The organism is Georhizobium sp. MAB10 (genome assembly GCF_045012825.1).
Classification (GTDB): domain Bacteria; phylum Pseudomonadota; class Alphaproteobacteria; order Rhizobiales; family Rhizobiaceae; genus Georhizobium; species Georhizobium profundi.
The window spans coordinates 3,278,757-3,291,761 of sequence record NZ_CP118314.1; the positions used below are offsets into that span (position 1 = coordinate 3,278,757).

The following is a 13,005-nucleotide window of genomic DNA, read 5'->3' on the forward strand; positions in this document are numbered from 1 at the left end:
ACTTCCGTCCGCCGATCCAAGTGCAAAAGCCTTCTCTTTTGGTTTAAAGCTCAGGCCAAATTCGCCTTGCGACGGGCTTCACGCCGGCGCAGCACCTCGTAGGCGATCGCGCCGAGGATCGATGCAGTGATCATGATGAGCGCGAGCGCATTGACCGCAGGCGTCAGGCCCGTGCGCACCTTGGTGGCGATATAGACCGTCAGCGGCGTGTCGAAGCCGCGCACGAAGAGCGTCGTGTTGTAGTTTTCGATCGATTGCAGAACGGCGAGGAACGCAGCTGCGATCAGCGCCGGCTTCAGGAACGGCAGCAGCACGCGACGGAACACCATGAACTTGGATGCGCCGAGGCCAAGCGCCGCCTCCTCCTGCGTCCGATCGAAGCGCTGCAAGCGGGCCGCGATCATCAGCATCACGTAGCAGATGATGTAGCTCGACTGGGCAACGACGATCAGGAACACACCGCCGCCGACGCCGAGCTGGCGCCACAGGACGAGCGTCGCGATGCCGATCACGACGCCGGGCGTCAGAAGCGGCGACACCATCACCGCATAGAGCGGGCCGCGGGCTTTCTGGTGCAGGCTGGTCAGCACGAGCGCCGCTGCCGTGCCGATCGGCAGCGATACGAGAACGACGAAGAAGGCGATAACGACCGAGGTCCACAGCGACTGCCACATCGCGGCATCCGCCCACAATTCGTTGAACCATTGCAGGGTCGTGCCCTGCCACGGCGTGACGGTCGGGAACCGGCTCTCGTTGAACGTCGCCGCCCCCATGATGCCGAGCGGCAGGAACAGATAGGCGAAGAACGCCACGAAATAGAGCGCGAAGAGCGCGTTGCGGATCACGTCGCTCGCCCTCATTTCGCGACATCCGTCAGATTGACCCGCGCAAGCTTGAGCGTCACCAGAACGACGACGAGACACAGCACGAGCAGAACCAGCGCATAGGCCGCGCCGCGGTTCCAGTTCCCGCCTTCGAAGAACCAGTTGTAGATGATCTGCGTGAACCAGCGGCTGCCGGGCGCGCCGAGCAATGCCGGGGCGACGTAAGAGCCGGCCGCCAGCATGAAGGTGAAGACGCAACCCGTCGCGATGCCTGCCTTGGCATGCGGGATGACTACGCGCGCGTGAATGCGCCATGTCGAAGCGCCCAGATCCTTGGCCGCCTCAACCTGCGATTTTTCGAGGCTCTCGATGGCGTTGTAGATCGGGAACAGCATGAAGAGGATGTAGGCGTAGACCATGCCGGCGAGCACGCCGGTATCGCCGAACCAGCGCACCGGCGCGTCGATGATCCCGATCGCGAGCAGTGCTTCGTTGAGCGGTCCGCGAAACGCGAGCAGGATATACCACGCGAGCGTTCGCAGCACCTCGTTAATCCAGAAGGGGATGGTCAGCGCGAGCAGTACCAGCGCCGTCTGGTTCGGTGTCGCGTTCTGCGCGAGCCAATAGGCAATGGGGTAGCAGACGACGAAGGTGATGAACGCAACGAGCGCGCTTGCCCAGATCGTCTTGAAGAAGATCGCGCGGTGCACGTCTTCGCCGGCAAGGTACAGAATGTTGCTCAGCGAATAGACGTCCTGGTCGCCGCCGATCGCGGAAGGCGGCAGGTTCGGCCGCAGCGCATAGTCGATCATGGTGATGTTCGGCGCCAGCACCATTCCGGCCAGCCAGACCAGCACCAGCGCGGTGAAGACCGTGCCGAGCCCGCCCCCGAACCGCTTGAAGACGTCACCCATCGGCGAGCACCACGGCATGGTCGGGCGCAAAGCCGAAGCGGGCCGTCTCGCCCGGTTTCGGCGCATCGGCGAAATCCAGGCTGCCAACGGAGGCGACGAGCGGCGCGCCATCGGGCAGGCGCGCATGGATCAGCGCGAAGGCGCCTTCGAAATCGAAGCGATCGACGGTTGCCGCGACCGCATTGTCGACCGAAGCGGCTTTAAGCGCTTCCGGCCGCACATAGAGACTGGCCTTGCTGCCCACCGAAAGTGCCGGGCCCGCCCTGCCCCGCATCGTGCCATGAGCCGTCTCGATACTGGCTGTCTTCCCGTCGATGGCGCGGACGATGCCTGGATAGGTATTGGTCTCACCGACGAACTTCGCCACGAAAGGCGTCGCCGGGTTGTCATAGAGATCACGCGGCGCACCCACCTGCTGCAGCACGCCGGCGCTCATCACCGCCACGCGATCGGACATGGCGAGCGCTTCCGACTGGTCATGGGTGATGTAGATGAAGGTTACGCCCGTGCGCTTTTGCAGCGCCCGCAGTTCGGCGCGCATGTGCTGGCGCAGTTTCAGGTCGAGCGCGGAAAGCGGTTCATCGAGCAGCAGAACCTGCGGCTCGACCGCGAGCGCGCGGGCAATCGCGACACGCTGACGCTGGCCGCCTGAAAGCTCACCCGGCATCCGGTCGCCATAGCCTTCGAGCGCAATCAGCTTGAGCAGCTCGTCCGCCTTCCGGCGACGTTCAGCCTTCGCGACGCCACGAGCCTCCAGCCCGAAGGCGATGTTTTCCCAAACTGGCATCAACGGGAACAGTGCCAGGGACTGGAAGATCATCGCGGTCGGGCGTTGATCGGGGCCGAGCCCCGCCATGTCGTTGCCGCCGATGAGGATCTTGCCTTCGGTCGGCTGGAGGAAGCCTGCGACCATGCGCAGGATCGTCGTCTTGCCGCAGCCCGAGGGGCCGAGAATAGAGAAGAATTCGCCACCTTCCACCGTGAAGCTCACATCGCCGACGGCGCGGGTTTTGCCGAATGTCATGCCGACACCCTGCAGTTCGACCGAATGGGACATGAAGCCTCGAAAGTTGCGGAATTCCAGAGATGAAGAGTGAGGGGCCGGCGGTCGACCGACCCCTTAGGATCGTCAGATCAGGCCGACAGGAAGCGGTCCTGATATTCGTTGCGCTTTTCGACGAACCAGGTTTCCTGGATCGGCCACCACCACAGCTTCTCCAGTGCATCGCCCGGATAGGCGTTGGCGAAGAAGGCCTTGGCGTCGTCCGACGTCAGTTCGGCAGCACCGACAGCGGTCGAGTTGATCGACGTTGCGTTGGTGTACATCGCGCCTGCTTCCGGCGTCAGGAACCAGTTGATGAAGGCATAAGCCTGATCGAGGTTCTCGGCACCCGACGGGATCGAAACGCCTTCCATCCAAGTCAGCGCGCCTTCCTTCGGAGCGAGGAACCCGACATTCAGACCTTCCTTGGCAAGTGCCGCGGCCGTGGAATCCCACGTCTGGCCGACGGCGCAGCCGTTGACGCGGAATGCGCCCTGAGCTTCGTTTTCGTTGGTCCAGAACTGGGCAATGTTGGCCTTGCGGGCAATCGCTTCTGCCAGGATCACGTCATAGATCGCGACCATGTTCTCTTCGGAAACGAAGGCTTCGCGCATCGGCATCGGCAGGCGGCCTTCGGCCTCGAGCCACAAACCGAGACCGACAAGACCGGAATGGCCGCGCACGGTGGCAAGCCCTTCGGCTTCCGGCTTCCAGATGTCGCCGTAGGATGCCGTGCCGTATTCGAGCGGCATCTGGTCACGATCGAACGCGATGCCCTCCGTGCCCCAATCGGTCGGAACCTGATAGCGCTCGCCGTCGATGACGGCACCGAGGTTCTCGGAGCTTGACCAGGCGCTCGGCAGGCAGCGATCGACTTCGATCTTGGAGATATCCAGCGGCTGCACGAGACCGAATTCCACATAGTTCGGGACGCGGTCGACGGTCGGCCAGATGATGTCGAAACCAGCACCGTCATTGGCGCGCAGCTGGTTCAGCAGTTCGTCATTGGTGCCATAAGGCGTGTAGTTGGCCTGGATGCCCGTGGCTTCCGTAAAGGCGGAAAGCATCTCGTCGTTCAGATAGCCAGCCCAGGCGAAGATATTGACGGAGCCGGAAGACCCTTGCGCATAGCTTCGGCGCGAAACGAAAGGCGAAGCGAGCGACAGGCCGGCGACCGATGCCGCACCGGTCAGGATGGTGCGGCGCTTGATGAAGTTCATGGACGTCTCCCCTTTTTGATCGTCGCGGGCAGGACTGACCGCGCGTTGCCGATATTCTTGATCCGTTACAATCAGATGACAAGCCCCGTGTCCTGTGACGGATCGATGAGACAGTGCTAAAGAACACACAGTCGAAAGAAAAGCCGATCCAAGCCTGCTCAGATTGACCCATGTTATTGCACGAGCGGCCCTGTGCTCGTGAATTGACTTCTTAAGCTGTCGCTTTAGGTGCTAAAGCGCGGACAAGCCGCCCGTTGGAAAATACAAAGAATGCATGGCCATCACGATCCCGCCCTCGTCGCGCTCTCGATCCTGATCGCCATTGCGGCCTCCTACACGGCGCTGGATCTGGCCGGACGGCTGAGGGCCGCCTCCGACAAACGGGCATCGATAGCCTGGCTCGGCACGGCAGCACTCGCCATGGGCGGCGGGATCTGGTCCATGCACTTCGTCGCCATGCTGGCTCTTTCCCTGCCAGGCGTCACCATCACGTACGACGCGGCGCTCACGCTCTTCTCGCTCGTGCTGGCAATCGGCGTCACCGGTCTCGGCTTCGCCGTGGCGCGCGATGCGGATGGTGGCCTTCGGCCGCTGCTCATTGCCGGTCTTCTGATGGGTGCTGGTATCCTGGCGATGCATTACACCGGCATGGCCGCCATGCGCATGCCCATGGAGATGCATTACAGCCCTTTCTGGGTCGGCGTATCGGTCGTGATCGCTATCGGAGCGTCGACTGCGGCGCTCTGGCTGGCGCTGGTCGAGACCCGGCCCGTTTTGCGTTTCGGTGCTGCGCTGGCCATGGGAGTTGCCGTTTCAGGCATGCACTATGCCGGCATGCATGCGGCACATTTCGTCCCGTCGCTTGAGGCAAGGCAGGCCATCACCGGCGTCGGCCTCAACCACGCCAATCTCGCCGTAGGGGTTGCCGTCATCACCTTTGGCATTCTGGCGCTGGCGCTCGCTGCAGCCGTCGTTGATCGGCGGCTGGCTCAAATGGCGGCGATGGAAGCACACCGTCTTCGCCGCAGCGAAGAGCAGTTCCGCGCGCTCTACCGCCATACGCCGCTGCCGCTGCATTCGCTCTCCGGCAAGGGCACCATTTTGGAGGCCAGCGATTCTTGGCTTCAGCTTCTTTGTCGAAACCGGGAAGACGTGCACGGCGAACGCCTCGCCTTCTTCATGGAGCCTGAGTCCGCGCAGAAGTTTCTCGATCACGATTGGCCGCTTCTCCTGCAAGGCCAGGCCATGGACGATGTGGAATACCGTTTCCACACGAAAGACGGCGTGCCGATCGACGTTCTCATGTCCTCGCGTCTCGAATGCGATGGCGAGACCCTGTCGATCTCCGGCGGCCTGATCGACGTGACGGCGCGCAAGCGTGCCGAAGAAGCGTTGCGCCAGACACAGAAAATGGAAGCGATCGGCAAGCTCTCCGGCGGCATCGCGCATGATTTCAACAATCTGCTGGCGGTGGTTCTCGGCAATCTCGAACTGCTCCAGCGCCGCTACGCGCACGACGATCGCGCTACCGTCTTGATCGATAATGCCATGCAGGGTGCGCGCCGCGGCTCGGTGCTGACCCAGCATATGCTATCCTTCGCCCGCCAGCAGATGCTGCAGGCCGAGCCGGTCTCCGTGCCGCACCTTTTCCAATCCATCCAGGACACTCTGCAGCGCTCGCTCGGTCCTCAAATCCAGCTCGATACGGATTTCGACCCGCAAGGAGCAACTGCTCATGTCGATGCGCATCAGCTCGAGATCAGCATCATCAATCTCGCCGTCAACGCCAAGGACGCCATGCCGGAGGGCGGCACGATCCGGGTCTGCGCCAAGCGCGGCAACCTGCAGAGCGGCGACGTCGACGGCCTGAAGCCAGGCGCTTACGTCCGCGTCGACATCGCGGATGACGGTATCGGCATGGACCCGCAGACGCTTGCACGGGCGCGCGATCCGTTCTTCACCACAAAGGGCCTCGAACGCGGCAGCGGCCTCGGTCTTTCCATGGTGCACGGCTTCGCAGAACAATCCGGCGGCGCGTTGGTGCTTGAAAGCGAATTTGGCTCCGGCACGCGCGCGACGCTCTGGCTACCCGCTGCCGATGTGGAGGTTGGCGCCGCTCTCTCTGCGCTGCCGATGCAGCAGGCGAGCGCCGGGCCACTCAAGATTTTGGCCGTCGACGACGATTTCCTCGTTTTGATGAACACGGTCGATCTTCTGCAGGAACTCGGCCACGACGTGATCGAAGCCTCTTCCGGCACCATGGCGCTGGACATGCTGGAGAAGGATGCCGGCATCGAGCTGCTCGTGACCGACCATGCGATGCCTGGCATGACCGGCACCGAACTTGCGCGCGCGATCCGCCAGCGCCGCCCCGAACTTCCGATCCTCGTTGTCACCGGCTATGCCGAAATTCCAGAAAACGAGCAGCTCAAACTGCCGATGCTCGGCAAGCCGTTCACGCACGACCAGCTGAAAGACGCTGTGGCAAGCGCGCTCACGAGCGCACCAAAGCCCGGTTCCGGGGCACAGGCGCTGTCCTCCATCCACTGAGCGGAGGTTGCACATCATGCAGCGGAATCGGTGCCCGTTGCACTGGGACACGGCATGCCGAACCTGACGCAGAAGACAATTGCTCAGCGCCGGCAGCAGGTATGCGCGTTGAGACAGGCCGAAAGACTATGTGTCTGGCCAAAACACCCCGATTTGATTTAGCCAATGAGCATATGGGATCGCTTGCCTGCGGAGGCTCCACTGATCTTTCAGCTCGTCACGCTCAAACGTCTGCTCGTTGCTCTATTGGTCGCAACGGCATCCACCACCGGCAGTGTGCAGTTGGTACACGCCAGCCCATCTTCCAACCACTTCTATGTCCGCGACGACCCGGGCGGACATGTCGCTCTCTACGTCATAAAGGTCAATCAACTGATCCGCTCGAACCGCCAGGTTCGATTTGTCGGTCGATGTGAATCAGCGTGCACTCTTTACCTTTCCGTTCCCGAATCACGCGCCTGCATCGTGGAGAATGCGGTGTTCGGCTTCCATCTTCCGTATGGAGGCGACCGGAAAGCCAACGAGGCAGCAGCTCACATGATGCTCAGCGCCTATCCCGATTGGGTGCGCGCCTGGATAGCAGATCAGGGCGGGCTGACCCAGCGTATCAAGTCGATGGGATACGACTACGCCCGGCAATTCTTGCCGGATTGCCAGGCGTAGCAACCCAGCGTCCGACGGGCATCACCGCCGCCGAACCAAAGTTCGTTCAGTCGCCATAGCTCCCGTCGTCGCCATCATGGCCATCGCCATCGCCATCGCCATGGGCACCGTCATGGCCATTGCCATGGTCATCGCCGTGACCGCCGTGGTGTTCGCCATCGTGGCCATGTCCATCACCGTCGTGATGATCCCCGTGAGCTCCGCCATTGTGTTCGCCACCATGGCCTCCGTCGTGGCCGCCGTGATGATCGCCATCGTCGCCACCCTCGTGGCCGCCATGATGACCGCCATGGTGGTCGCCGTCATGGCCACCATGGTGACCGCCATCATGCCCGCCGTGATGACCGCCATCGTCATCGCCGTGATGACCGCCATCGTCATCGCCGTGATGACCGCCGCCGTCATCGGGATTACCGCCGTCATCGCCACCATCGTCTGGGCCACCGTCGTCTGGGCCACCGTCGTTCGGGCCACCATCGTCTGGGCCACCGTCGTTCGGGCCACCATCACTGGGGCCGGCCTGGTTATCATCGGAGCTCGAATTTTCCCCGCCATTCGCGCTCTGCGCCCGTGCGGTCGACGCGACGACGTTGCATGGCGTGCGCGCTCTTCCATACTGGCGCAGAAAGTCCTCGAGCATCTGCGGGGAGCCGCTGTCGAGGGCGTCCTGGCAAGCCTGATCTGCTGCTCGCCGCCACTCCGCGGTCGTGAATAGCTGGCTGTGAGCCGAGATGCTGCTGCCCGTCAGAACAACGCCGGCAAGCGCCGCAGCTCGTGCGAATTTCAGTCTGAAGTTGGCCATTTGCTTGGTCCTCGTAATCCAAAAGCGTGGTCTGCTTGATCGAACCGAATGCAGGGATGATCGTCACTCGCCGAACCGATATTCGCGACGACGGACGCTTTCCGCTGCATGGAGAATCATAGTTTCAGACTGACGCGGGCAGGAGCACACAAGGTCTCGCTGCGTGCGACCACTTAGGAATCAATAGAATGGCGACCTTCGAAGCTGGAAAATTGGCGACCTAGGTCGCTAGGCTGCCACGGGAATGTCGCGATTGAACTATGTGTTAAAAGGCGTCGGCACCGCGACCAATAGGACGAAGACGGTGCGGAAGACGATCCGTAATCGGACCGCAGCTGTTTGCGAGTGAAGGAAAGAGGACCCGGGAAGCCCTGAAAACGATGGTCGGAGTGGCAGGATTTGAACCTGCGACCCCCTCGTCCCGAACGAGGTGCGCTACCAGGCTGCGCTACACTCCGACATGGCCCGAAGGCCCGGTTTCACTAGCGATTTGGTCTGGTCGATGCAAGCCGGAAAATCATCATCGGTGGAATTTCCAAGCCCCCGCCCGCTCATTCCATCGGTTTGCGCAGCATGAGTGCCGAGCGCTTGCACGTGGCGATCGATTCATCTTTCTGATTGAACCCTTCATGCAGGAAGATGACGATCCCGCATTCCGGCCGGGAGCGGCTTTCGCGCATCTCGTGCACCGTCGAACGCACATGGACCGTGTCGCCGTGGAAGAGCGGACGCGGAAAACGCACCTCGTCCCAGCCCAGATTGGCAACTGTGGTGCCGAGCGTCGTGTCGCCCACCGAAATGCCAACGATCAGTCCCAGCGTGAAGGCGCTGTTGACGATCCGCTGGCCGAATTCCGTCTGCGTCTGGCAGTAGTGCTCGTCGAGATGCAGCGCCGCCGGATTGTGGGTCATCGCCGAAAACAGGACATTGTCCATCTCGGTTACCGTGCGCCGGATCGCATGGTCGAACGTCAGGCCGACGCTGAATTGTTCGTAGTAAAGACCCGCCATCACGCTCTCCATCGTCCAATCAAGGCAACAGCCTTAAGCCGTCTGCGCGAAACCGGAAAGTATGGCACGAAGGGAAATGGCTGGGGCGCCTGGATTCGAACCAGGGAATGGCGGTACCAAAAACCGCTGCCTTACCGCTTGGCTACGCCCCAATGGCGGCTTGCCCGTCGGGCAATGCGACCGTGGCCGGTTTACCTTGATCCCGGCAGGAATCAAGAGCGGATCACAAATTTCACAGGATCGATCGTTGGCCGAACCGCTGCCTCGATAATCTCGCAGGAAGCGCCTGGTCAGGCTTGGATCACCACGACTCGGCTGCCGGTCGGGACGCGGTCGTAAAGATCGATCACGTCGTGGTTCAGCATGCGCACGCAGCCGCTCGACATGGCTTGCCCGATCGAGCGCGGCTGGTTGGTGCCGTGGATGCGGAACATGGTGTCGCGGCCGTTGCGGTAGAGATAGAGCGCGCGGGCGCCAAGCGGGTTGGTCGGCCCACCGGGGACGCCGGATGCGAATTGCAGATTGCGTGGATCGCGCCGAATCATGTTCGCCGTCGGGGTCCAATTCGGCCATTCGGCCTTGCGACCGACCGTTGCGTTGCCGCGCAGTGCCAGTCCTTCGCGACCGACGCCGATGCCGTAGCGCAGCGCCCTGCCCCCGCCGAGCACGTAATAGAGCCGACGCTCAGGCGTGTTCACCACAACGGTGCCGGCTTCATAATCGCCATCGAACGCGACTTCTTGGCGGCGGAGTTCGGGATCGATCTCCTGCAGCGGCACGGCGTCCAACGGGAAACGCTCCTCCGGCAGCGCCGCATAGTTCAGCCGGGCCGTCTGATATTCCGACGACGCCGTGCAGGCGCCCAAGAAGAGTGGCATCCCGAAAAGAATGCCTCTGCGTGTGATCGACATGACGCCCCCGAAAAACCTGGTCCCCGTAATCGTTAACTGAATACGGGGTCGTGGTTAACGCTTGGTTTCGATGGAAGCAGTCACTTATCGTTGCCGCTTCCATCACGCCGGTCCACCCGCCGGGTTTATTAAAGCAGACCCTTTGCCTTCAAGGCGGCTTCGATCTCGGCTGCCAGTTCTTCCGGCGTGCGGCCCTTGACGCGCAGATGCACATCGGCCGAATCCGGGGCCTCGTAGGGCTCGTCCACGCCGGTGAAGTGCTTCAGTTCACCTTCGAGTGCGAGCTTGTAGAACCCCTTCGGATCGCGCTGCATGCAATCCTGCAAATCGGCATCGACAAAGATTTCGAGGAACGCGTTGTCCCCGGCGATGTCGCGGGCGATCTGGCGCTCTTCGCGCAGCGGCGAGATGAAGGAGGCCATCACGACCAGGCCTGCATCCGCCATCAGCTTCGCCACATGGGCGATGCGCTGAACCTCCTCGCGACGGCTGGCGGCGTCGAAGCCAAGCCCACGATTGAGACCCTGGCGCGTATTGGCGCCATCCAGCACGTAGGTGTGCAACCCAAGACCATGCAGGCGCCGCTCGAGCGTGTTGGCGATCGTGCTCTTGCCCGCTCCCGAAAGTCCGGTGAACCAGAGGATCGCCGGCTTCTGGTGCTTGATGGCGGCGCGGTCCTTCTGCGTCACGTCGAAGAGGCGGTGCTGGCCAGCGGAGCCACTCGCCTGCGCCGTGATCATGCCGGCAGCAACCGTCTGATTGGAAATGCGGTCGATCAGGATGAAGGCGCCGGTTGCCCGGTTGGCGCGGTAGGGATCGAAAGCGATCGGCCGCTGTGCAGCAATCGTCACGGTCCCTACGTCGTTCAAGGCGAGCGTGTCGGCCTTCACCTCTTCGAGCTTCGAGATGTCGATGCGGTTCTGCAGCACGGCCACGGCGGCGGCTGTCTGGTCGGTCTCGGTGCGCAGAATGTACTGGCGACCAGCAACAAGCGCCCGCTCGGCAAACCAGACGAGGCGCGCATCGAACCGGTCTGCAATCACCGGCGCCGCTTGCGGATCGACCAGCATGTCGCCGCGTGAGCAGTCGACTTCGTCTGCCAGCACGAAGGTCACGCTCTGCCCATCGCGCGCTTGGTCAAGATCGAGATCGGTGCCGTCGGGCGCCATGGTGACGATGCGCTTGATACGGGTCGTCACGCCCGATTTCGCCACGGCGACGGTGTCCCCGACCGCAACGCGGCCGGACGCGACCTGGCCCTGGAATCCACGGAAATTCAGATGCGGCCGGCTGACGAACTGCACCGGAAAACGAAACGGCTTGCCAGCGAGATCGTCGTCGACATTCACCGTTTCGAGGTGCCCGAGCAGAGACGGACCGTCGTACCAGGGCATGTTCTCCGATGGCTGGGTGACGTTGTCGCCGTAGCGCGCCGACAGCGGGATCGCGGTGATCGAGCGGAAGCCGAGCGACGCGGCGAAAATCTCGTAATCGCGCCGGATCGCCTCGAAGCGCTCCTGCGAGAAGTCGACCAGGTCGATCTTGTTGACCGCCAGCACGATGTGGCGAATGCCGAGCAGCGACGCGATGAAGGAATGGCGCCGCGTCTGGGTGAGGATCCCTTGGCGCGCATCGATCAGCACGATGGCGAGATCAGCCGTGGAAGCGCCGGTCGCCATGTTGCGGGTATATTGCTCGTGACCGGGCGTGTCGGCGACGATGAATTTGCGCTTGTCGGTCGCAAAGAACCGGTAGGCCACGTCGATCGTGATGCCCTGTTCGCGCTCGGCCTCCAGGCCGTCGACGAGCAGCGCGAAGTCGATGTCTTCGCCCGTGGTGCCGTGCTTCCTCGAATCGCGCTCGAGCGCGGCGAGCTGGTCTTCAAAGATCAGCTTGGTGTCGTAGAGCAGACGCCCGATCAGCGTCGACTTTCCGTCATCCACCGAGCCGCAGGTGAGGAAGCGCAGGAAGGACTTGCTTTCCTGCTTGGCAAGGTAATCGGCAACGGTTGCGGCGGCATCGCCGGTCGCATCGTTCGTCGTTGCCTCTGAAATCGCTGTGGCGCGCATCAGAAATATCCCTCGCGCTTCTTCTTTTCCATGGAGCCCGATTCGTCGCGGTCGATCAGGCGACCCTGCCGCTCGGAGGTGCGCGCAATCAGCATTTCACGCACGATGCCTGGCAGGTCGTCGGCTTCCGACTCGATTGCACCGGTCAGCGGATAGCAGCCGAGCGTGCGGAACCGCACCATCTTCTCTTCGATCTTCTCGCCCGGCTGCAGCTTCATGCGATCGTCGTCTACCATGATCAGCATGCCGTCGCGCTCGACGACCGGACGCTTCTTGGCAAAATAAAGCGGCACGATCGGGATCGCTTCGGCGAGAATGTACTGCCAGATATCGAGCTCGGTCCAATTGGAGAGCGGGAAGACGCGGATCGATTCGCCCTGGCCGACGCGCGTGTTGTAGATCTTCCACATCTCAGGCCGCTGGCCCTTCGGGTCCCAGGCGTGGCTGGAATTGCGGAAGGAGAAGATACGCTCCTTCGCCCGGCTCTTTTCTTCGTCGCGGCGCGCACCGCCAAAGGCGGCGTCATAGCGCCCGGCGTCGAGCGCCTGGCGCAGCGCAACGGTCTTCATGATGTGGGTGTGGGTGTTGGAGCCGTGATCGAACGGATTGATGCCCTGCTCCACGCCATCCTGGTTGATGTGCACATCGAGATCGAAGCCGCGCTCGCGCGCCATGCGGTCGCGAAACTCGATCATTTCCCGGAACTTCCAGGTCGTGTCGACGTGCAGGAAGGGAAATGGCGGCTTGGCGGGGTAGAACGCCTTCATCGCCAGGTGCAGCATGACGGAGGAGTCCTTGCCCACCGAATAGAGCATGACCGGGCGCTGAAAGGTCGCCGCGACCTCGCGGAAGATATGGATCGACTCCGCTTCGAGCCGTTCGAGATGGGAAAGAGGTTTGTTCATAAGGCCTGACCGGTCGAAATGCAGAAGGACCGGGGCCCGTTTTTCACCGGCCCCGGCTCCTCCAATTGGCTGCACGCTATCGAAAGCCGCAGCGT

General features: G+C 62.3%; 11 protein-coding genes and 2 tRNA genes. 3 read left to right on the top strand and 10 right to left on the bottom strand.

What is annotated here, in order from left to right:
• Positions 1-50 precede the first annotated feature (50 nt).
• The 4 genes from PU133_RS15690 to PU133_RS15705 all read right to left on the bottom strand — a co-directional run bounded on the left by PU133_RS15690 (position 51) and on the right by PU133_RS15705 (position 4,000).
• The gene (locus tag PU133_RS15690) at positions 51-860 is read right to left on the bottom strand and encodes an ABC transporter permease (RefSeq protein ID WP_404862448.1); all 810 of its coding nucleotides are present in this window, start codon (positions 858-860) and stop codon (positions 51-53) included.
• Positions 857-1,738 carry an ABC transporter permease gene (locus PU133_RS15695; RefSeq protein WP_404862449.1) on the bottom strand — a complete coding sequence of 294 codons (882 nt, stop codon included), beginning with the start codon at positions 1,736-1,738 and terminating at the stop codon, positions 857-859. The genes PU133_RS15690 and PU133_RS15695 overlap by 4 nt, the downstream gene beginning before the upstream one ends.
• On the bottom strand, positions 1,731-2,795 hold the full coding sequence (locus tag PU133_RS15700; RefSeq protein WP_404862450.1) for an ABC transporter ATP-binding protein: 1,065 nt from the start codon (positions 2,793-2,795) through the stop codon (positions 1,731-1,733). The genes PU133_RS15695 and PU133_RS15700 overlap by 8 nt, the downstream gene beginning before the upstream one ends.
• 77 nt (positions 2,796-2,872) lie before the next feature.
• Positions 2,873-4,000: an extracellular solute-binding protein gene (locus PU133_RS15705; RefSeq protein WP_404862451.1), complete on the bottom strand. Its 1,128-nt coding sequence runs from the start codon at positions 3,998-4,000 to the stop codon at positions 2,873-2,875.
• Positions 4,001-4,270: 270 nt separating this feature from the next.
• On the opposite strand from PU133_RS15705, the gene PU133_RS15710 reads away from it, so the two are divergent.
• The 3 genes from PU133_RS15710 to PU133_RS15720 all read left to right on the top strand — a co-directional run bounded on the left by PU133_RS15710 (position 4,271) and on the right by PU133_RS15720 (position 7,928).
• Entirely contained in the window at positions 4,271-6,550 is a 2,280-nt protein-coding gene (locus PU133_RS15710; RefSeq protein ID WP_404862452.1) for an MHYT domain-containing protein, read from the top strand.
• Positions 6,551-6,715: 165 nt separating this feature from the next.
• Positions 6,716-7,213 carry a hypothetical protein gene (locus PU133_RS15715; protein ID WP_404862453.1) on the top strand — a complete coding sequence of 166 codons (498 nt, stop codon included), beginning with the start codon at positions 6,716-6,718 and terminating at the stop codon, positions 7,211-7,213.
• A gap of 76 nt (positions 7,214-7,289) precedes the next feature.
• The gene (locus PU133_RS15720; protein ID WP_404862454.1) at positions 7,290-7,928 is read left to right on the top strand and encodes a hypothetical protein; all 639 of its coding nucleotides are present in this window, start codon (positions 7,290-7,292) and stop codon (positions 7,926-7,928) included.
• Positions 7,929-8,396: 468 nt separating this feature from the next.
• Here the strand turns inward: PU133_RS15720 and PU133_RS15725 are convergent.
• From PU133_RS15725 to cysD, 6 genes are all read right to left on the bottom strand, one after another.
• Positions 8,397-8,473: transfer RNA gene (locus tag PU133_RS15725), tRNA-Pro, on the bottom strand.
• 93 nt (positions 8,474-8,566) lie between these two features.
• Entirely contained in the window at positions 8,567-9,025 is a 459-nt protein-coding gene (locus tag PU133_RS15730; RefSeq protein ID WP_126011101.1) for a MaoC family dehydratase, read from the bottom strand.
• 77 nt (positions 9,026-9,102) lie between these two features.
• Positions 9,103-9,177, bottom strand: a tRNA-Gln gene (locus PU133_RS15735).
• Positions 9,178-9,315: 138 nt separating this feature from the next.
• Positions 9,316-9,936 (bottom strand): L,D-transpeptidase, encoded by a 621-nt coding sequence (locus PU133_RS15740; RefSeq protein ID WP_126011102.1) that lies wholly within the window; start codon positions 9,934-9,936, stop codon positions 9,316-9,318.
• Between the two features lie 128 nt (positions 9,937-10,064).
• Complete coding sequence (gene cysN / locus PU133_RS15745) at positions 10,065-12,005, bottom strand: sulfate adenylyltransferase subunit CysN (RefSeq protein ID WP_126011103.1); 1,941 nt, start codon at positions 12,003-12,005, stop codon at positions 10,065-10,067.
• Positions 12,005-12,910: a sulfate adenylyltransferase subunit CysD gene (cysD, locus tag PU133_RS15750; RefSeq protein WP_404862455.1), complete on the bottom strand. Its 906-nt coding sequence runs from the start codon at positions 12,908-12,910 to the stop codon at positions 12,005-12,007. The genes cysN and cysD overlap by 1 nt, the downstream gene beginning before the upstream one ends.
• Positions 12,911-13,005 lie beyond the last annotated feature (95 nt).

Excerpts from the sequence above, each read along its gene's own strand:
- PU133_RS15730 (WP_126011101.1), bottom strand. The coding sequence starts at position 9,025 with ATGGCGGGTCTTTACTACGAACAATTCAGCGTCGGCCTGACGTTCGAC.
- PU133_RS15700 (WP_404862450.1), bottom strand. The coding sequence starts at position 2,795 with ATGTCCCATTCGGTCGAACTGCAGGGTGTCGGCATGACATTCGGCAAA.
- cysN (WP_126011103.1), bottom strand. The coding sequence starts at position 12,005 with ATGCGCGCCACAGCGATTTCAGAGGCAACGACGAACGATGCGACCGGC.
- PU133_RS15740 (WP_126011102.1), bottom strand. The coding sequence starts at position 9,936 with ATGTCGATCACACGCAGAGGCATTCTTTTCGGGATGCCACTCTTCTTG.
- PU133_RS15705 (WP_404862451.1), bottom strand. The coding sequence starts at position 4,000 with ATGAACTTCATCAAGCGCCGCACCATCCTGACCGGTGCGGCATCGGTC.
- PU133_RS15715 (WP_404862453.1), top strand. The coding sequence starts at position 6,716 with ATGAGCATATGGGATCGCTTGCCTGCGGAGGCTCCACTGATCTTTCAG.
- PU133_RS15720 (WP_404862454.1), top strand. The coding sequence starts at position 7,290 with ATGGCCATCGCCATCGCCATCGCCATGGGCACCGTCATGGCCATTGCC.
- cysD (WP_404862455.1), bottom strand. The coding sequence starts at position 12,910 with ATGAACAAACCTCTTTCCCATCTCGAACGGCTCGAAGCGGAGTCGATC.
- PU133_RS15695 (WP_404862449.1), bottom strand. The coding sequence starts at position 1,738 with ATGGGTGACGTCTTCAAGCGGTTCGGGGGCGGGCTCGGCACGGTCTTC.
- PU133_RS15690 (WP_404862448.1), bottom strand. The coding sequence starts at position 860 with ATGAGGGCGAGCGACGTGATCCGCAACGCGCTCTTCGCGCTCTATTTC.
- PU133_RS15710 (WP_404862452.1), top strand. The coding sequence starts at position 4,271 with ATGCATGGCCATCACGATCCCGCCCTCGTCGCGCTCTCGATCCTGATC.